The sequence below is a fragment of the Lactobacillus sp. C449L genome (assembly GCF_059900815.1).
Genome location: NZ_JBWXGA010000001.1, coordinates 247,509 through 268,071, shown reverse-complemented (window position 1 = coordinate 268,071; position 20,563 = coordinate 247,509). Strand labels below are relative to the sequence as shown.

Below are 20,563 nucleotides of genomic sequence, written 5' to 3'. Positions count from 1 at the left end.
TTTTACCGATTCCTTTGTAAAAACTTTTGTACTTCACTAGTTGTTTTTAGATTATGTCTTTGCCAATTAAGCAATACTCGGTCAACGTACTTTATACTATAGGCTTGAGATAAGACCGCCTCTCTTAACGCCATTTTAATTATTTCTGGATCGTAATGGTCAACATTAAGCCAACCAGCAATTTCTTCGCGTTCAATTGGACTTAAATAACGACCAAATTCAATTTCAAATTGGCGCATTAGCTGATTTAGGGGACTATTATCTACGTTGGTAGCAGGCTTTTCATTTTCAGCTGAGTCATTTGGTGTTAGGTTTTTAGCTAATAGATCATCTAACTTTAAATAGAGCTGATCAAGATTATAACGATTTCCAATACGTCCCTTATCATCAGTTATTTGATCAATTGTTAGATTACCTTCTTCAATTAGCTGTTGAATGATGCTGGCAACTTCAGTAGTTGAAAAGTTCATATTACTTGCGAGCGATTCATTAGAAGGAAATGTTTCTCCCTTTTGAGCAAACATTTCTAGTTGAATAACTAAAACCAACTCGGCATCACTAATTTTAAGTTGAGAATAATACGCAAGGAGGCCATTTGAAAGCGTAGTAAAACCTAAAGTACGGTATTTATTATAATGCAAAATAACTTCTCCTTTTAAAAAAGCTGAACTAAAATTAGTTCAACTTTTTAAGTAATTGATTAATATCTTTATGGCTCAATACGGTTGATCATTCTTGGGAACGGAATAGTCTCGCGCACATGATCTAACTTGCAAATCCAAGCAATTACACGCTCAAAACCCATGCCGAAGCCAGAGTGAGGCACACTACCATATTTACGCAGGTCTAAGTACCAGCTATAGTTTTCTTCGTTTAAGCCAGCTGCTTTAATTTGCTCTTTTAGTGTGTCGTAGTCGCTCTCACGTTCAGATCCACCCATGATTTCGCCATATCCCTCAGGTGCTAATACATCAGCACAGAGATATTCCTTGGGATTTTCAGGATTTTTCTTCATGTAAAATGGTTTAATGGCAGTTGGATAATTAACAATAAAGAACGGACGATCAAACCTTTCAGAAATAAAAGCTTCATCAGGAGCGCCAAAATCTTCTCCCCACTTAAAGTCACGACCATCTTCTTGGAGCATTTTAACCGCGTCATCGTATGATAAACGTGTGTAGTTGCCTTCAGCAGCAGGTTGCAATTTCTTAGGATCACGACCAAGTATTTCTAATTCGTATTGACAATTATCCAGTACTTGTTTAACAACATAAGAAAGGAATCGTTCTTGAAGATCGAGCGACTCATCTTGATGCATCCAAGCCATCTCTGGTTCCATCATCCAAAATTCAGTCAAATGACGTCTAGTTTTTGATTCTTCAGCTCTAAAAGTTGGACCAAAAGTAAAAATCTTACCAAAAGCCTCTGCCCCAACTTCACCATATAATTGACCAGATTGAGAAAGATAAGCATCTCCGCCAAAGTATTCAGTATGGAATAGTTCAGTAGTGCCTTCAGGTGCTGAATGCATAAAAATCGGAGCGTCAAATTTAACAAAGCCCTCGTTTTCAAAGAAATCGACCGTTGCTTTGTAAATCATGTTTCTAATCCGCATGATAGCGAATGGGCGTCTGCTTCGAAGCCAAAGGTGACGATGATCAAGCAAGAACTCAATACCATGTTCTTTGTTTCCAATTGGGTATCCTTCATTGTTGGTAAACACTTTTAAGTCAGAAATTTGAATTTCATAACCAAAGTGAGAACGTTCATCCTGATGAACTGTACCAGTAATGTAAAAACTTGCTTCTTGATGCAAAGATTTAGCAGTTTCAAAAACTTCTTCGGAAACGTCATTTTTGCGGATAATACCTTGAAAGAATGCCGTACCATCACGTAGTTGTAAGAAAACAATTTTACCGCTTGATCGTTTGTCAGTTAACCAAACATGCATCTGGACCTCTTCGTCTACATGCTTGGAACAATCTCTAATTGAAATTAATTTTGTCATAAACTCTTATTCCACTTTCCTTATCGTATCAACTTAATAATACCAAAGTTTCTTTTAATTAGCGACTTAACCTATTAATTTTCCACTTTTAAATTCGTAGAGTTGGTAGTGATAGTCACCCATTGCATTTTTACTGGTAACTTCCCAGACGGCTTGATTGCGATACCAACCCAGATTTACTTTTGAAATTTGATCAGATGGACGTTTTGTAGCAAACTTTTTACGAACAGTTTGCTCACTAACACCTTTGGTAGCAGGAAACAGATATGCCTTTTTTGAACCCGGTAAATAAATAAAATAATACTTACTGTGATCTTTTGCAGTACCCGCTAGCGCGTAGCTATTAGTTCCCCGATTTAAATGATAGTTCTTTTTAATTTGTCTAATTGGTGATTTTTGCAACGCAATTTGGTTCATTTGGCGTGTTTCATTACGTTCCGGACTACTTGATTTGTAAAAAATAACCAAGAACGCAAAGTAAATAAAGACAATTATTCCAACTAACCACGCTACAAACTCAATTGTTTGTCTTGTATCGTCTTTTATCATAGTTATCTAACTTGTTCCGTAATTCTTTTAAACTTATTTTTTGGGTATTTACAGGAATTGCATTTAAAAATACTTTACCATAATCTTTCGTCCAAATGCGCGAATCTAAAATTAAAAATTGACCATAGTCGTTTTCGCCACGGATTAGGCGCCCCATTCCCTGCCTAAATCTAATTACTGCTCGGGGCATCGTATCATTTTGAAAGACATTAATACCCTGATTTTGCAGTTGACGCTGCCGAAGCCTAACTTCTGGTAGATCGGGTGATTCAAATGGTAATTTAGCAACAATCACTAAATCAATACCACAGTCATGGAAGTCGATGCCTTCCCAAAAACTGTCCGCCCCAATTAAAATAGCTTTTTTTGCAATAGCAAAGCGCTTAGTAATCCGATTATTTGATCCTGAGACACCTTGAGCTAAGATTTCAAAGTCGCGCAAACTTGGTGAATTTAAAATAGCACTGAAAATTTCTCTAATTTTATCCAAATTAGTCATCAACACAAGAATATGATCTTTTTTAGACAAATCATTTTCTAAGATTTGTGCGAGTGTTTTGTCAAACTGTTGGTTGGCAATGTCCGGTAGATCAGTGACTGAAAGAACTTGCAGGTGTTCGGCTAATTTAAATGTGCTAACTCCAATGTATTTTTGTGGATTAAGGTCAGATAATGCGAGTTGCTTAATTGTAAACGCGAAATCATTTTCACTAGTTAAAGTTGCACTAACAAAAGCAAGATGATTAAAACGCTCATATATTTGCTTAAGTTCATTTGAAGCATCAAGCATCAACCAACTTAAGTTGACACTTAAAGGATCTTGCGGGTTTGTTAAAGTGACCAAAAATCCTTCTTGCTTCAGATTAGCCGGCGAATGTAGTAAGTCAGACAGTTGGTAGCTTTTAGTGATGTAGTAATCCAAGTGGTCGATTTGGGTTGTTATTTCACTTAAAACAGCATCGCGATCGGCGCCAGAGCTATCAGTTTCATTATATAATTTAAATAAAATTTGATTAGTTTGTTGGCGAACATCTTCAAGCCTACGCTGGAATTCCATTAACTCGCTTAAAAATTTGCCCGTCTTTGGAAATAAATCTAATGCTTCAAAGCTCAACAACAAATTGCTATTTGATAAAACATTTTTGTTAATTGCTTTACCCCGCTTGGAATAAAGCAGTTTTTGCAACCGATTGATCACACTGATTAATTCCAAAATTGCCGGGTCCAGTTTTTCTAGTAAAAAATTAAGTTGAACATCGCTACCATACTGGCTAAGAATGCTATCTTCGGCATAGAAGAGTAAGTTACGCAAATGATTTAGCGTTCCCCATAATGATTCAAACTGAAATGAGTCGTTTCTCGAATTGATGACGTTATCGACAAACCGGTGAGCTTCATCGACTACTAAATAAGGATTCTGTCCCCAAATTGTGTCATTATAGTGATTTGCCAGATAGGCATGGTTTGTAACCAGGATATCGGCTTCTTCTTGTCTTTGGCGCGCTAGGTTCCAAAAATCAACATTGGCAAAACTACTTCCAACACGTGCATCTCCGGGATGACTAATTTGGATAAACAGTGGCGCCTTATAATTAGTTAGTTGCAATTCGTCTAAATCACCAGTTTTTGTTTCTGTTAACCAAACTAAAATCCGCATTTGTAAAACCAAAGTTAGTTTATTAGGTGTTCCTTGGTATAGACTTTGGTAAAAACCATCTAAATCAAGGTAATGACTGCTTGATTTAACCACTTCAGCGGCTAAATCTAAGTTAGTCACATCAAGTAGCTGAGGAATTTCTTGGCTGACGATTTGGTCTTGTAAAACTTTGGTTGGTGTTGCTACTACTAGTTTTCGACTTGTATATAATTGATAAGAGTATGCAAAAAGATAAGAAAAAGTTTTACCAGTTCCGTTTGGTGCTTCAACCAGTAATGCTTTTTGAGTTGGGTCTTCAACAAATTGGTTAATGCGATTGATTAAATCAACTTGCGGCTGTCGATAGTTAATTTTCCCTTTAAAAAGCTTATGTTTTGCTTTATTACTAGAAGGAAAAACCGAATCAGCAGGATTTTCATGTTTTGAAGGAATCGTTTGCTGTTTTTGCAAGATAATGTTACGCACTTGAATATGGTCTTTACTGAGCGGCCGCTTTTTTTTGCGTGATTCATCGGCTATTGTAGTAAAAATCCATGAAGTATCTCTAATTAATCCGTGCGCTAGCGAACTTAATGTGTTTAAGGTAGCTTGCGGTAGTTTTTCCAGCTTTTGGATGATTTTAAGTAGCAAGACTGCCGTACCATAGGCATCAGAATCGGCTTTGTGCGGATTAAGATGTTCAATTTTTAATTGATTAGTTAAATCAGTCAATTTATATGAAGGTGATGTAGGAAAAGCAATTTTAGCTAACTCAACGGTATCGATTGCGCGATTCGTCAGGGCCTCATATCCATGTTGAACGAGTTCATAATTTAAAAACGGCAAATCAAAGTTGACGTTATGCGCAACAAAAACCGTGTCTTTCAATATTTCGACAATTTTTGGTGCATAATAGGAAAAATCTTTCTGATTGGCAACGTCAGAATTATGAATATGGGTTAAATTTTGAATTGCTAAAGGAATTTCACGATGCGGATTAATCATGAACGAATATGTCTTGACCACTTCCATATTTTTAATAATTGCGCAGCCAAACTGGATAATATGGTTATTGTCTTCGCGCTGAGTGCCAGTAGTTTCAAGGTCAACTACTGCAAAGGTGTCCTTAGCAAATAAGGTCATTATTGGTTTTTCTCCTTTCTATATATTTATTTGATTTCTACAATTTTCTTCGCATCAAGTAGAATCAGATATTTTTGACTTACTTTCTGGTCAGCAAAAGAATTGAGTGCTTTTTCATACAAACGTAATTGTCCAGTATATTTTTGCTTAACTAGGTCAATCGCTAAGTCAATGTGATTCTGATCAATGTGATCAGTTTTGTAATCAAATAATATTATGCCATCATTATTAATAAAATAACCGTCAATTGTTCCATGAATTAAAATTTTAGCATTTGGATCGCTAAAGTTACTAAACAAAGTTTGTGCTGACAATAAACTTGAAAATTCAATTTCACGTTTAAGGTTCTCAGGCTTTTGCCAGAATTCACGAGCAAAGTCACTGTGAACAAACCAGTTAATTTGATCCTTGTTTAAACTCGAAACAATTTCAGGATTTAGTTTATCTTGATCAATTAAATTTTGAATTTCTTGTTCGAGTTGCTGTTTGTCACCTTTCCCCCGATAGTCATAATACTGCAGGATTAGGTGGGTTGCTGTACCAATTTCAGCGCCAGTAAATTTAGTTTCAAATAAAAAGCTCGGCTTGGTTTCAATTGGTTGCAAATAGCGATTAGTTGATGATAAAAGATGTGCGTTTTCCAGCTCAGATTCTAACGGGTCATTAAAAGCTTTTTTTATTTCGGAAACGGATTGATAAGCTGTAGTCGAACTGGCATCTTTAAAGGGATAAGTAAAGTCATATAGTTTTTGAGCAGTCTGGTTTAAAAGCTCAAAATTATCATCTTGACTGCTTTCGTCTTTTTTAGTCGAATCAGCTGAAATTTGTTCACCTTGATAATGAAGTAATAAAAAATCCGTACTTTCATCTAACTCACTGGTTACATCGCCTATTTCATGACTAACAACTTTTTCGAGTCGAAGGCTAGGACCTATCAGACTCAATGGACGGGATGCACTTAACTTGTTAGAGAGTGTTAATTTACCCTGGCTGTCTAACATTTTACGCCATTTTTGAACTGTTTTTTCGTAATTGTCAATGTCTGCAATTAAGATTAGTTTTTGACGTGCTCTAGTCATTCCTACATAAAGAATTCGCGCCTCTTCTTCAAGAAGTTGCTTTTTCTTAGCAATATTATCATAAGATTTTACTAGTGAATCGGCGCGGTAGTGCTCACAGCGAATTGTCAAACCAACGTTATCGGGACTAATAATGTAGTTGCCAGTTACGTCACTTGTTTGAAAACGGTGTTGTAATCCAATATAAAAAACAATTGGAAATTCCAGTCCTTTTGATCCGTGAACTGTCATCAACCTAACTGAGTTTCCAGCTTCCTTAGTTAGTAAGGGCTGGGCTAAGTCTTTTTGGCTACGACGCATCCGCTCAATAAAGTTGATAAATTGATAAAGACCTTTGAATCCAGCACTTTCATATGAGCTAGCGCGCTCATACAAGGCTTCTAGGTTTACTCGGCGCTGTTTTCCATTAGGCAATGCGGTCATAATTTCTAATAAATTAGTGCGCTCATAGATACTCCAAATCAATTCGGAAATACGATGATTGGCCGCAAATTGCCGTAATTGCTCTAGTTGATTCAGAAATTCTTTAATAATTTGGCTTAATTCATCATTAACGGCAATATATGTGGTTAATGCTTCATAAAAACTAGCATTTTTATTATGAACTCTGATTTTAGCTAAATCGGACTCCGAAAAGTTAAAGAGCGGCGAACGCAAAACTGCAACTAACGGAATATCTTGGTCAGGATTATCAATAACGCGTAGATAATCTAGTACAACAGTCAATTCTAAAGTTTGAAAATAATTTTTGGCATCAGTCACTAGCAGCGGGAGATCATTTTTAGCAAACTCTTGCATGATGGCTAAGTTGTCAGAGCGGCTTCTGGTTAAGATGGCAATATCACTGTACGCAAACGGGCGTGTTTTGCCCAACTGCGGATCGTATACTTGGAAATTTTCGTTTTTAAATTGTTTAATGCGGTTAATTATTATTGCGATTTCTGCTGAGTCAATTTCCGCATCGCTTTCTTGCCCCGCTTCGCCCTTATCATGATAAATAAACTCGCTTGCTTGAGGAAGATTTTCCGGATAGTACTTAGCCCCTAAAACCAGTTGACTCTCTTTTTTATAGTCAATCCCGCCAAAATCAGGTGTTAAAATACTATCGAAAACTTGATTGACCGTTTTAACTACTGGATTAGTTGAACGAAAGTTCTCGGAAAGTAAAATCCGTTCGTCACCTTCATTCTCTTTTTTAGCGGCTTCTTGATATTTATGCAAAAATAGAGTTGGTTCTGCTTGACGGAAGCCATAAATGGATTGCTTGACATCGCCTACCATAAATAAGTTATTTTGACCGTCTTTTTTAATTATTTGTAGAATACGTTCTTGGAGAGGGTTAATATCCTGATATTCATCTACTAAAATTTCTTCGAATTTATTACGGTAAAAAGAACGCGCTAGTTGTGAGTTAGAAGTGTCTTGGCTAAGAATTTGGTAAGCAAATTGTTCCATATCACTATAATCTACTAAATTTTCGGCTTTCTTTAATTCCCCAAACCGTTCAATCAGTGCTTTTTCAGCTTTAGTAAGAGCAATCATGATCTGCTGACCTTTTTTAAGAAGGCTAACTTGTTCTTGTTCATCAGCAGCATAAAAAGCAGTAAAGGTATCATAAATTGTTTTATTTATTTCGCTTTTTAAATCTGAACATTCTTGATAAAAATCAAGCAGATCTTCATCCCATTTTGAAGATTTGCTAAATCTTGTAAAGGTACAGTTTCTGAGCAATTCACGTTGTTGGTTATAATTATCATCATTTTCAAGACTGTTTAGATAGAGCTTTAGACATTTTTGCAACAGTAAATAGCTCTCTTTAACTTTGGCTAACTCTTTAGTTTCAATGATTGAACTTGAACTAATATGCGTAATTTTTGCGTTTAAGTCAGAAAATGTAGAAAGTAAATACGGTTTAATCTCATTTTGCCATAATTTTGAAGAGATGATGTTTTCGTTAACTTCATACTTTTCAGACAAGCTTTTGAGCCATTTGTCGTAATCAGGCTTAGCCATGGCATATTGGTATAGATCTAGCAATAAATCTTGTGCCGACTCAGCATCTCGATCACCAGCAAAATTATTGTAAAAGGCAATGAAGTCTTGGTCGTCATTTTCTAAAAATTCACTCTCTATTTCACGTAATGCGCGTTCACGTAAAAGAGCTGCTTGGGTTTCATCAGTTAAAACACTAAAACTGGGATCAAGGTCAATAACATAGTAAAAACGGTGAATTACATCAAGGCAAAAAGCATCAACAGTAGAAATATTTGCAGTATCAACTAAGTTGAGTTGTTCACGTAAATAGCGGTGTTGCTTAATTTCTGCTGTTTTACTCATTTCATTTTGCAAAACTGTTTTGATACGATTTTTCATTTCCTGAGCCGCAGCTTTGGTAAAAGTTACAACTAGTAGTTTATCAACACCAGTTCCAGCTAAAATTTCTTGCAGCAATCGTTGAACTAAAACGGTAGTTTTACCGCTACCAGCGGAGGCAGAGACTAATATATCAAGGTCGTGATCATCAATGGCCTTTTTCTGTTGTTTTGTAAACTGGGTCATTACTTAATCTTCCTCTCTTGTTTTATCTTCAATGTTTGCTAACAATTCTTTTTTAGTTAAACTACCAATTTGATGATATTTATTATTTGGAAGCATTGCGTCAAAAAAGAAAATATCACGATAATCTGAATAAGTTAAAGCACTTATCCCCTTACCCGCTCTGTATGGATTAAGTTTGATTTCTCCAGCTAAAATTTGGCGAGCGGCTTCAGCTATTAACTTTTCGTCATATTCAAACAAAGCCCTGATTTCTGTTTCAGTAAAGAATCGATCTCTAGGAAAACTTAGTTCACCATTGTTTTTTTGGCGAACACTCGCATATAACTGAGAAGATTGACCCGGTTTTAAGTTGGGTTCAGCAGCTAATACGCTGGCTTGATCACTGTTAATCAAACCAGTGTATTTCAAGCGTTCTTTGCCATCTAGTTTTTCTGTTTTAAGTTGCATCTGGCTATTATATAAATCGTTTCCATTCAGACGCTCAGTCTGTCGGGTTATTGTTTGGTAAAAGGCTCCCAGCAATGATAACGGAGTATCACCAGTGAAAAAGGTTTGGTTTTTCGCTAATACATCAAGATATGAAACCATTTGTAAAGAAATTCCATGATAAAACAATCCCAAATCAAATTTTTTGGCGGACGATTTATAGTCTATAACCTGAGCTATATACTCATTTTGGTCAGACACTTTTGCCAGATCAACTCGGTCCATTTTTCCTCGTAGGTTAACCTGATGGTCCCCAGAAAGATCAGGAACCTGTAAATCAATTCCCTTTACTTTCTCACCAGAGCCAAAACTTAACTCTGAATATTTGGCCCGCAGCGGCGTTTGCTGGACGGCTTTTTGCCAATTGAACGCTACTTTAGTAGTAGTTTTATCAAGGCAAGTAAACAAAAACTCATTAAATGGGTCATTACGCAGCTGCTTATATTTAGCCTCGTCTTTCATTTTGGCTCGAGCCAATTCAAGTAGTTGATTAAGGGTTGGGCTATCTATTGTAGCTAAGTCTAACGACTGGGCGTTAAGCTCTTTGACTAAACGGTCAAAAGTTTCGTGAAAATAATTTCCAGCTTGGATAATATCAAACTCGTTTTCAAAACGTTTCCGCAGACGTAACCCATAATTTAAAAAATACTCATATGAGTTTTCATAAAAGGTTTCCAGCTGCGAAACCGATGAATTCAGGTTTTGTCCATAGAGCTCTTGAGCAAGATTAGCTCCAATATTAGCTGGTCGATTATCAAATTTGCTCGCTGCAAGGACTAGTTTTGTTCTATATGGTATACGGTCTCGAGTTAATTGCAGAAGATAATTGAGGTTGACTGGCTGCTCAGTTTGCTTGAGATAAGTTAAATAACCAAGACTAGCTTCGGGATTCGTCAAAAAGGTCAACAGTTCTTGAAGTTTTTCGGGTAAATTGTGCTGATTAAACTCTGGCGCACCAGCGTTCTTAAAGCGCTCATAGTAAATAGATGGATCTACTGTTTCATTTTCTGCATTTGTTACTGAATAAGAAAGATAAACTTTGTCTTGAGCTAACGCTAAGCAAAGTCCAAATTGATAATTTTGATCTAAATTACTCAGTTGCTGCCGGTCCTCTATATATGAATCTTCACCAAAAGATGAGCTCAATTTTTCAATGTTTTCAGTACTCAAAAAGCCCGGAGTGTTTTGTATTTTTGGTAGACCAGAGCTAGTGGCGCCTAAGATGAAAACTTGCTTGTAACCATCTACTTGGACGATACCAGTTTCAGATATATCGACCGCGTCAATGGTTGAAGGAATCTGGGCAAAAGTTGCCTCCTTGAAGCCGCTGATTAAGACCTCAAAAAAACTAACTGGGTTAAATTCTGTGGGATTGATTAGTAAATAGTCATGAAGCAAATTAATTAATAGGTCCCACACTTGTTCGGATTGACGCGCCTGTTGTAAGTCCCCTTCTTCTTGAGAAGCTTCGCGCCAGCTTTCTAAGACAACATTGACCTTATTATTCGTCAAAAAAGTAAAAAAGTTGGTGATTGCTTTTTGCGAATTTTTTTCTGCTTTTAAGTTATCAAGCAACAATTCGATTTGGTTGATAAAGTAATCTTTTAGCTTACTGATTTTAGCAACTTCGTCGGGTACTTTATCTAAACGAATGACTTCCGCAGCAACATAATCGGTAAAATCACGTTTCCATAACTGGTGGTTAATGCCGTGTGCCAAAACGAAATTTTCTAGTTCGTCAACATCATGAATAAAAGAAACTTCGTCTTTATACCAGTCAGGAATAATCAAATGGGTTTTCATAAGTGCTAGTATGTTTTGCGTTTGAAAAGGATGCTGTAAAAGTTGGGCAATGTTCTCTATTAATACAACCAAGGGATGATATTTCATTTCTTGTTGTAGGTCATTGAAAAACGGAATACGATTCTGTCGCAAGATTGGGGTTAGATAAGTTTCGTATTCATGTAAATTAGGCGCTAAAATCAAGAAGTCACGATAGCGGTAGTTACTTAATGCTACTTGCTGATATATTGTGCGTGCAACAAAATAAGCTTCCGCATACCGATTATCAGCACGAACAAGTTGAACTTGGTCGTGCTGATCGATAGCAGGAACTGCTCCTGTCCAAAATTCATTGATTAATTCTCTGTTGGTTGGATTAGGTGCAATTGGCATTTTTTCAATCTGGTAACTGAGATTATGCTGTTGCATGTAATGGACTAGTTGATTTATTGTCTTTTGAATTACATAATCATAATCACCCGGTTGAATGTTAGGTTCAACATCGCCAACTTTGGTTTTAAAAGCAACTGTAACACTGTGCGCATGCATCATGAGCAGCTTAATTGTTAAGCACTCTTGAAGTGAAAAATGCGAAAAATCACTAAAATAAAAATCAGTCTGCCCTAAATTGCTTTTTTCAGCTAGATATTCATTTAACTGCAGTTGAACTTCATTTGCGGTTGAAAATTTATCTGTTATAGCTGAGATAAACGCTGCATAAATGATTTTTAAATCAGCAATTTTATTTTTAGTTTCAAGATCTAAATTATCTTCGTCAACATCGTCTAGATCAAGGTTACCCTCGCGAATCTGCAAGATAGTGTCATAAAGTTGGTTAACTAATCCGGGACTGGCACTGACATTTTTAAAAAGGTGCAAGTCACTGCGTTTTTCTTCAATAATTTTGGTCAAAATCATCGCAGCAGCAGCGTTATCAAGTTGGGTCAACATCCCCTTATCGGCATTTTTAAGGAAAAACCAAGCAAGTCGAGAAAAAGACAAAACTTGTAGATTTTTGACAGATTGTTCAGTATTGCCTTGATTAACAGCAAGTTTATTTATTGCTCTTACTTCTGTGGTAAACTTAATGTGATTAGGAACAATGACAAAAGTTTGATGTTCTGGGAAGTTCTGGTAGTTATCGACAGCTTCTTGCAAGATTTTTTCTTGTAAAAAATCAGTTTGCCGACCGACTATAATTTTGATCATTTGTTCTCTTCTCCTTTGCTATTTATTTTAGCATAGGCGGTCAGTTTTTTTTCACAAACATTAAGGATCTTTAAGTAAAATGAAATCTAGTTATTTAGCCCATGGAAAAGTGATTTTAATTGGTGAACATTCGGTAGTATATGGTTATGATGCCTTGGCCATGCCGATTATGTCACTCAATATTAAAACGACCGTTGAACCAGCCAATGAAATGTGGATGAATACGGCTCGTTATCAAGGGCCTTTTTTTCTGGCTCCAAGTGAATATGATGGACTAAAATACGTGGTTCAAACATGTTTAAAGAAAGCATCAAAAAAGGATCAGCTTAAGATTACGTATTCCGGCGAAATTCCAATTGAACGAGGACTAGGTTCTAGTGCGACGGTGGCCCTAGCGACAACGAGAGCGTTAGATGACTATTTTGATTTGAAGCTTAGCGAAGACGAAATAATTGCAATTACTAATCATGCTGAAATGATTAACCACGGTAAAGCTTCTGGTTTAGACGCCGCAACCGTTAATTCAGATCATTTAATCTTTTTTAACCAAAAAAAAGGAGCCCAAGTTTTGAAACAAAAACTGCATGCGACTCTTTTAATTATGGATACTGGTGAGTTAGGCAGTACTAAACAAGCTGTTAGTCAAGTTCATGAACAAATGAAACAATCCTCTGACGCAGTTGAGCGTATTAAAACTCTTGGTCAATTAGCCGATAAGACGCGAGATGCTTGGCTTAAACAAGATTGTCAAGAAGTAGGACGGATTTTTACCCATGCTCAGGAAATCTTGCATACGTTTAATCTTTCGACAAAGAAAATTGATGACTTAGAACACATTGCTCTAGAGAATGGTGCCTTAGGATTTAAGTTGTCAGGCAGTGGTCTTGGTGGTATAGTTATTGCCTTGTGCGATAGTAATGAGACAGCTAAAAAAATTAGGCAAAAATGTCAACGCATTATCGAAAAATCGTGGATTGAGGAAATTTAATGGGAGAAATAGTTCGGGCACATAGCAATATTGCTTTAATTAAGTACTGGGGTAAAGCCAATTCTGAGCTGCGCCTGCCTTTAATGTCCAGTCTTTCAATGACACTTGATGAGTTTTATACGGACACCAAAATAACTGATAGCGAAACTAATTGCTTTTATTTAAATGGAATTAAACAAACTGGTAGTAACTTTGATCGGGTATTTTCATTTTTGAAAATGTTGCAAAGGCGATTTGGAGTGCAAGGGAATTTAAGCGTCGAGTCTTTTAATCACGTTCCCACTGCTGCAGGACTTGCTTCATCTAGCTCTGCTTTTGCTGCCCTTGCCGGCGCATTTTGCTCGCATTATGCCATTTTAATCGACAAAAAAGAATTGTCTCGTCTTGCCCGTCTTGGCTCGGGATCGGCATGTCGCTCGGTTTTTGGCGGGTTTTCAGTTTGGCAAAAAGGAAATGACGATGAATCTTCTTTTGCCTACCCTTTAGATGAAAACCCGAAAATGGACTTACATCTTATAGCGATTGAATTAAATCAAAAACCTAAGAAGTTATCTTCAACTGAGGGAATGAAACAAGCTCAATCTTCGCCATTTTTTAAACCGTGGCTTGAGCGCAATCAACATGAATTAAATGATATGATTAGTGCAATTAAAAAAGATGATTTTTCTGCCTTAGGGATGCTTGCTGAAATGAATGCAAATGAAATGCATGCAATAAATTTAAGTGCTCAACCGGGGTTTACCTATTTTGAGCCAAACACAGTTCGCGCAATTAAGCTAGTAGAGCAAATGCGCCGCGAAGGAGTAGAATGTTACTACACAATTGATGCTGGTCCAAATGTAAAAGTAATGAGTCGTTTAAAAAATGTAAAAGAAATTACTAATAAGTTTGTATCGGAATTTGACAATGTTAATATAGTTAATGCAAGTTTTGGTCCTGGAATTTCTAGGACTAGCTAAGAAAGTTTAATTGGTTAGGAGATTAAATTCTTTTGATAACAGAACAAGCACCTGGAAAACTGTATATTGCCGGCGAATATGCTGTGTTAGAACAAGACTGTCCTGCAGTTTTAGTGGCAGTAAATCAGTTTATTCGGGTTTCAATTACTGAAACAAAATCATCTACCGGTTTAATTCACTCAAAACAATATTCGCAAGATTCGATTCACTGGGAACGGCGCGGTGCCAAAATGGTTATTGATAATCGTGACAATCCTTTTGAATATATTTTAGCAGCAATTTCCTTTACTGAGCGTTTCTGCATTGAACAGCACATCAAAATGAAAGTATATGATTTGCACATCAATTCTGATCTTGACTCAGCCGATGGCAAGAAATACGGTTTAGGCTCTAGTGCAGCAGTGACTGTAGCTACAGTCAAAGCCATTTTGCGCTTTTACCATGTTTCATTTACGAATGAATTAGTGTACAAGTTGTCTGCTATTTCCCACTATTCAGTTCAAGGAAACGGTTCAGCTGGCGATATTGCTGCCAGTGTATATGGTGGCTGGATTGCTTACCAAACTTTTGATAAAGCTTGGCTAAATCGAGAACTAGCTCAAAAGCAATTGTCGGACGTTGTTAATGAAGCTTGGCCGGGTTTAAAAATTCAGTTATTAACACCACCTGAAGGCATGAATTTAATGATTGGGTGGAGTCAAAAGCCTGCTTCTACCTCCCGCCTTGTTGATGAAACTAACGCTAATAAAGCAGCGTTAAATGGCAAATATAAAGAATTTTTACGTTTATCACGTGAATGCGTGCTAAAAATGATTGTTGGTTTTGAACAAAATGATATTGGATTAATAAAAAAACAGATTCGAAAAAATCGCCGTCTATTACAACACTTCGCTCAAATTAACCAAATTACAATTGAAATCCCGCGGTTATCAAAACTAATCAATATTGCTGAATCGTTTGGCGGAGCAGCTAAGACTTCGGGTGCAGGAAACGGAGATTGTGGAATTGTTATTACAGATGCAAACACAAACGTGGTTGCTCTTGAACAAGAATGGCGCAAAAACGGAATTATGCCTTTAGGTCTTCGGGTTCACCAAGTAAAACTCACACAATAAGAGGAAATTATGTCTATTAGGTCCAAGCGCAAAGAAGAACATCTCGCTCTAGCCCATAAATTTTATGAGCCCCAAAAATCAAACAGTTTTGATCAGATGCATTTAGTGCGCCCTGCTCTTCCGGAAAGTGAAGTTGTTGCGTCTTCGACTGAAACGACCATGTTTAACAAAAAAGTTGCTGCCCCCTTCTTCATTAATGCAATGACTGGTGGTTCGCGTCAATCGCGAGCGATTAACCAGGCACTTGGCAAGATTTCTCAAAAAGCGCAAATTGGTCTTGCCTTAGGCTCTGCAAGTATTTTAATTAAAGAACCTGAACAACTTGACAGCTTTTTGATTGCCCGTGAAGAAAACCCTAGCGGTGTTGTCATTGCGAATATTAATGCTAAAACAAGTCCTGATAATGCAGCAAAAATCATACAAGAACTGAATGCTGATGCACTGCAAATTCACTTAAATGCCGTGCAGGAAATTGCTATGCCGGAAGGTGAACGCGACTTTTATTGGTTGGATAATTTGCAGGCTCTAAGACAAAAAATTACTGTACCAATTATTATTAAAGAAGTTGGCAGTGGATTAGATACTAAGAGTATACACAAGTTAAAGGAAACCGGTTTTTCTCTCTTCGATGTCGCTGGAAGTGGCGGAACAAATTTTGCCCAAATAGAAGCTGCTCGCAATCCAAGCGATTTATCTTACTTACAGGATACGGGCTTACCAACTGTGATTTCAGCAATGATGGCGACCAAAGAGCAAGTTGATTTTATAGTTTCCGGTGGTGTGCGTAATCCGCTTGATGTCTTCAAGGGTCTTTGTCTTGGTGGCAAATTTGTGGGGATCTCAAACGTTTTCTTACAAGCTTTAGTTCAAAATGACGAGCAATACTTACTTAACATGATTCAAAATTGGAAAAATGAACTTGCTGGATTGCTCTCGATATATGGTCAGCATGATTTGGCTGATTTGACCAATATCGAACAATATTATGACCTACCGTTAAAGAATCTAATTGATCAATTGATTTAGTTTAACATAATTAAAAATATGCAAAGTACAAATTAAGTACTTTGCATATTTTTTCGCTTATAATTCAAGCGTTTAGTAAATGCCAAATTTCTTTTTGAACAGCGCTCTCATTACTTGAGCCAATAACCCGATTTGCAGCGCTTTTAGCCACAGGTAAAGCTGTTTTAGTTGCAAAACTATGACCGGCATACTTGAGCATGCCCACATCATTCCCACTATCGCCAAAAGCAACCATTTCGCGCGGATTAATGTGATATTTTTCGCTCAAATACTTTAAACCGACTGCTTTATTCATACCTTTAGTTGAAATATCAATTGAAGTGGATGAACCAGAGACAAAGTCAATTTGAGTATATTTTTGCTTAAGCTCCGCAAGTATCTTTGGCATTCTATCTTCCGGAACATCTAAGGTAACTTTGAAGATCTTATCATCTAAATGATTAAAGTTTGGCACGACGATTAGTTTTTCGTAGTATTTTCGCAGTTCGCGGGCATATTCAGGCCCATCGCTTTCTAAAACATATGCACTTGCTAAACCAGAAACTGTAACTTTTTCTTCTGAGTATTCGCGAGTTATTTGCAAAATAGTTTGAAAATCTTCGTCAGATAAGCTATCTGTGTGAAGCACCTGCCTCCCCTTAGCGACAAGTGCGCCATTTTCAGCGATAAAGAACATTTTTCGCGCAGTTCTTGGAAAACGCGAATAAATGTTTTCGTATTGGTTTCCGCTCGCGATAACAAATTTAATATCACGTTCTTGCATTACTGCAAATTCTTGCAAAAATAATTCTTCATCATAAGTTTTGTTGTCAGACAGCCATGTACCATCCATGTCAGTTGCAATTAGTTTAATCATTAATCTATCAATCTTTCTTAAGTGTCCGTAATCCTTTAGGATAAAAGTTCTTTAAAATACCATTTCCAGTAATTTTACCAAAACTAAAGATAAAATCACGACAGCTTACTAATACAAATCCTTTTAAATGGGATTTGACCGGTAAAGTTTCTCCATGGAGGTAACTCGCAAATTCTTCGTCAGTTAAGTTCAATACACGAGTTTGCTCAATTTGTCCCAGTACCATTGCTAAATGATGACTAGGTTCAAAGCGGTTTTTCTTTAAAACGCCAAGTTCAATACCATTATCTAGAATTTTCGTGTGTAAATCTTGGGTTTTTATAGCTGGAATAAAAACATGGTCATGGCTGACACAAGCACTTTTTTTCCAATCGCTAATTGAATTAGGTAGCTCAAATTGGTTTAAAATTTCACTGACAAATAATGTTTGTTGGCGCAATAAACTGTTATTACCAATTTTTTTCTTGTTAAACCTAACCTTTTTAGAAGAAGAAGCAATCGTTGTTTCATTTGGCTTTACAAGTTTTGCAACAAATTGCCCTTCACCCAAATTGTCATAGGGCCAAAATCGTAGGGCATTTTTAAGGTCAGTATTTCCATTTGACCAATTAGGATGGCCATGATCAACAGACGAGTTTAAAAGTTCAATTGGCAAAATTTTAAATCCGTATTCATCCATTAACCAAGAAACAACTTGCTCATTTTCTTCAGGAGCAAATGTACAGGTTGAATATATTAGTTCACCACCTGCTTTTAGCATCTTAATGGCTTCAGTTAAAATTTTCTTCTGACGATTTTGGCAAACCAGAACATAGTCTTGTGACCAGTATTCTGTAGCAGCAATATTCTTGCGGAACATACCCTCTCCACTACACGGAGCGTCAACAAGTATCTTATCAAAAAAACCAGGAAATTGCTTAGCCAGTTTTTCGGGACTATCGTTTGTAATTAGGGAATTTGTAATACCCCAACGTTCTATGTTCTCCCGCAAAATTCTGGCACGAGAATTTGAAATTTCGTTAGCAACTAAAATCCCTTTTCCCGCTAGCTGCTCGCCTAAAGCGGTACTTTTTCCTCCAGGTGCTGCACAAAGATCTAGAATTCGCTGACCCGGCTGAGCTTGAGTAATTACTGCTGGAAACATTGCCGCTGGATCTTGTGAGTACACTGTACCACTTACCCACTCTGGGTCTTGACCACTAATTTGCCCGTAATACGCATTACTAATACTTAAAACAGGATTACTGGTAGAATATCGGATTGATTTTAATTCTTTTAAAGAGTTGATTCGAAAAGCTTTGCGTTCGGGCTGCTTGATTGCGTTGAATAATTGTTCAGACTTTTCGGTTCCCAACAATTTACGGTATTTATCAATAAACTCCTTAGGCAATTTAGGCATTCATTTTTTCCTTTCGCAAGAAATAAAAAATACTGTAGCAATAAGTTAAAGTGATAACTAACCAGTTTCCTAACAAGAGCAGTAATAAATGCTCAGGTTTTGATAAAAATGCTCGCCAGCACAAGAAAAAGTAAGAGCAGCATGCCAGTAACAATTCAGACAAAATAGTTCTTATGCCGTGGTTAATCAGCCAATTACGCAGTAGACTACCACTAAGATGGGTTTTCTTAACAGTTTGCCAGTCCAGATAAGCCAAAATAGCGTTACTAAAAATAGCAATAATAACAAATAAGAATGCGAGTAAGATTTCTTTAATTATAGAAAATTGGTGATTTTGATGGCTTTTGACAAAATCTGGTGTTTTGACTTTTACGCCATAATGCGCTGCGATGCGCCGAATTACTCTATTTGAACTATCAATGATTATTGTATAGTTCTTTAATTTAAATTGACCTGTTGGCTGCATAGGTCCAGTAGTTAGATAGTATCCGTTTTGCTTCATTTGGCGGTAGTGCTTAAGTGTGCCAATGACGGTATAATATTTGTCTTTTAGTACAATGTACTCGTTTCCTTGGGTAGAATACTTATTTACTTTTGCGTTGAGTCCTAATACTCCAAACGAAACATGACCTTTAAAGTCATCTAAAGTAAAATAACGACCAGATTCTGTTGGCAGCGACAAAACATCGTGATTGGACCAAATTAAAGTTTGGTTATCTGCACGTTTACTGGTTAATTGTAATTGAATTTTATTTTTGGGGAATCTAGTTTCTAAATAACGTAAAAAACTACTAACTTTTTGCTCACTCTTGATTTCAATATAGCGGGTATTGTTACTCAAGCCGTATGCTTCAAGAAGTTGATCAGCTTCTTGTGATTGTATATTGGAAAGTAAAGAGCCAACACCTAAAAAGGTTAGCAAAATAGTAAGTAACAAGAGTATCTTTTTAAATCGCATGTTCTATCTCAAATATTTGTTCATCAATAAAGTCAAAACTAGTAAAGGATTGATTAATTTTTTTAAGTTCGTAAGAGTTCTTAAATTTCATACGTTGCCAAAATTGTGGCGAATTAGTAACACCATTTTTTTCACCAATAAAAAGCAAATGACTAGTAGGATTGAACTCTTTCCAGGCTTTGACAACTTGTAAATCACTTTGATCAAAGTTAGGCGCCCAAGAGCAAATTACCAAGTCAACATCTGAAAAGCGCTTAATTGCCTCAGCAGCATTCAAATCCAAAATAGGGATAATTGGCCTACTCCCTGTTTTAGACGTCTTAGACCACTCCAGAGAGTCAGTAGCGACTGTTTTTATGCCAGCTTGACTCAGTGCTTTTGCCCAATAAGCGTTGCCAGCCATAATTTCAAGTGCCGAACCAATTCTCAGTTGGTCTTTGATTAATCTTGCTGTTGTTAAGTTAGGTAAAGACCAAACACCACAATTAATTGACAAAAACTGTCGCACGCTGTTAAACAATTGATTAATAATTTTTAATTTTGGCTTGGCTTTTAAGTCAACCTGCGACAATATCTGTTCCATTTCATCTGGTAGAAACCCAATTGATTTTGGAGCTGACTTCAAAATTTCTTTTTGTCTAGTTTGTAACACAATTTGTTCGACTTTCAAAGCTTGTTTATGGACTCGAAAGTCACTAATTTCTGCATCTAACTGCTTAATTTTCTTTAAAAAATCTGTCATATCAAATACCTATATTGATTTTACCATTCAAATGAAATGATTTCAGTTATAATAAAAGATAACTTAATA

General features: G+C 36.6%; 14 protein-coding genes. 4 read left to right on the top strand and 10 right to left on the bottom strand.

The genetic code is table 11. The features are described 5' to 3' along the window. Positions 1-2 precede the first annotated feature (2 nt). The 6 genes from AC2JF9_RS01270 to AC2JF9_RS01245 form a co-directional block, all read right to left on the bottom strand. Positions 3-641: a DnaD domain protein gene (locus AC2JF9_RS01270; protein WP_500724876.1), complete on the bottom strand. Its 639-nt coding sequence runs from the start codon at positions 639-641 to the stop codon at positions 3-5. 68 nt (positions 642-709) lie between these two features. Continuing rightward, complete coding sequence (gene asnS, locus AC2JF9_RS01265; RefSeq protein WP_500724875.1) at positions 710-2,008, bottom strand: asparagine--tRNA ligase; 1,299 nt, start codon at positions 2,006-2,008, stop codon at positions 710-712. A gap of 66 nt (positions 2,009-2,074) precedes the next feature. Beyond that, positions 2,075-2,557, bottom strand: a complete 483-nt coding sequence (locus AC2JF9_RS01260) for a hypothetical protein (RefSeq protein WP_500724874.1) — start codon at positions 2,555-2,557, stop codon at positions 2,075-2,077. Further along, a complete protein-coding gene (locus AC2JF9_RS01255; protein WP_500724873.1) occupies positions 2,526-5,336 on the bottom strand; it encodes a helicase C-terminal domain-containing protein in 2,811 nt (936 codons plus the stop codon). Before AC2JF9_RS01255 ends, AC2JF9_RS01260 begins: the two co-directional genes overlap by 32 nt. A gap of 26 nt (positions 5,337-5,362) precedes the next feature. Continuing rightward, positions 5,363-8,974 (bottom strand): helicase-exonuclease AddAB subunit AddA, encoded by a 3,612-nt coding sequence (addA, locus tag AC2JF9_RS01250; RefSeq protein WP_500724872.1) that lies wholly within the window; start codon positions 8,972-8,974, stop codon positions 5,363-5,365. 3 nt (positions 8,975-8,977) lie between these two features. Then, complete coding sequence (locus AC2JF9_RS01245; protein ID WP_500724871.1) at positions 8,978-12,451, bottom strand: PD-(D/E)XK nuclease family protein; 3,474 nt, start codon at positions 12,449-12,451, stop codon at positions 8,978-8,980. A 79-nt stretch (positions 12,452-12,530) separates the two neighbouring features. Between AC2JF9_RS01245 and mvk the strand changes: the two genes are divergently transcribed. Genes mvk through fni form a run of 4 tightly spaced genes read left to right on the top strand, consistent with a single transcriptional unit; the run spans position 12,531 to position 16,539 of the window. After that, positions 12,531-13,439, top strand: coding sequence for a mevalonate kinase (mvk, locus tag AC2JF9_RS01240; protein WP_500724870.1), 909 nt, complete (start codon positions 12,531-12,533; stop codon positions 13,437-13,439). Next, the gene (mvaD, locus tag AC2JF9_RS01235) at positions 13,439-14,398 is read left to right on the top strand and encodes a diphosphomevalonate decarboxylase (protein ID WP_500724869.1); all 960 of its coding nucleotides are present in this window, start codon (positions 13,439-13,441) and stop codon (positions 14,396-14,398) included. The genes mvk and mvaD overlap by 1 nt, the downstream gene beginning before the upstream one ends. Positions 14,399-14,430: 32 nt before the next feature. Continuing rightward, positions 14,431-15,513, top strand: coding sequence for a phosphomevalonate kinase (locus tag AC2JF9_RS01230; RefSeq protein ID WP_500724868.1), 1,083 nt, complete (start codon positions 14,431-14,433; stop codon positions 15,511-15,513). 9 nt (positions 15,514-15,522) lie between these two features. Beyond that, complete coding sequence (fni, locus tag AC2JF9_RS01225) at positions 15,523-16,539, top strand: type 2 isopentenyl-diphosphate Delta-isomerase (protein WP_500724866.1); 1,017 nt, start codon at positions 15,523-15,525, stop codon at positions 16,537-16,539. Positions 16,540-16,603: 64 nt separating this feature from the next. On the opposite strand, the gene AC2JF9_RS01220 is transcribed toward fni, so the two are convergent. From AC2JF9_RS01220 to AC2JF9_RS01205, 4 genes are read right to left on the bottom strand one after another with little or no spacing between them, the layout of a single operon-like run. After that, a complete protein-coding gene (locus AC2JF9_RS01220; RefSeq protein ID WP_500724865.1) occupies positions 16,604-17,395 on the bottom strand; it encodes a Cof-type HAD-IIB family hydrolase in 792 nt (263 codons plus the stop codon). 7 nt (positions 17,396-17,402) lie between these two features. Next, positions 17,403-18,794, bottom strand: coding sequence for an RsmB/NOP family class I SAM-dependent RNA methyltransferase (locus AC2JF9_RS01215; RefSeq protein WP_500724864.1), 1,392 nt, complete (start codon positions 18,792-18,794; stop codon positions 17,403-17,405). After that, on the bottom strand, positions 18,787-19,752 hold the full coding sequence (locus tag AC2JF9_RS01210) for a hypothetical protein (RefSeq protein WP_500724863.1): 966 nt from the start codon (positions 19,750-19,752) through the stop codon (positions 18,787-18,789). The genes AC2JF9_RS01215 and AC2JF9_RS01210 overlap by 8 nt, the downstream gene beginning before the upstream one ends. Next, positions 19,742-20,494, bottom strand: a complete 753-nt coding sequence (locus AC2JF9_RS01205) for an SAM-dependent methyltransferase (protein WP_500724862.1) — start codon at positions 20,492-20,494, stop codon at positions 19,742-19,744. Before AC2JF9_RS01205 ends, AC2JF9_RS01210 begins: the two co-directional genes overlap by 11 nt. Between the last annotated feature and the right edge of the window lie 69 nt (positions 20,495-20,563).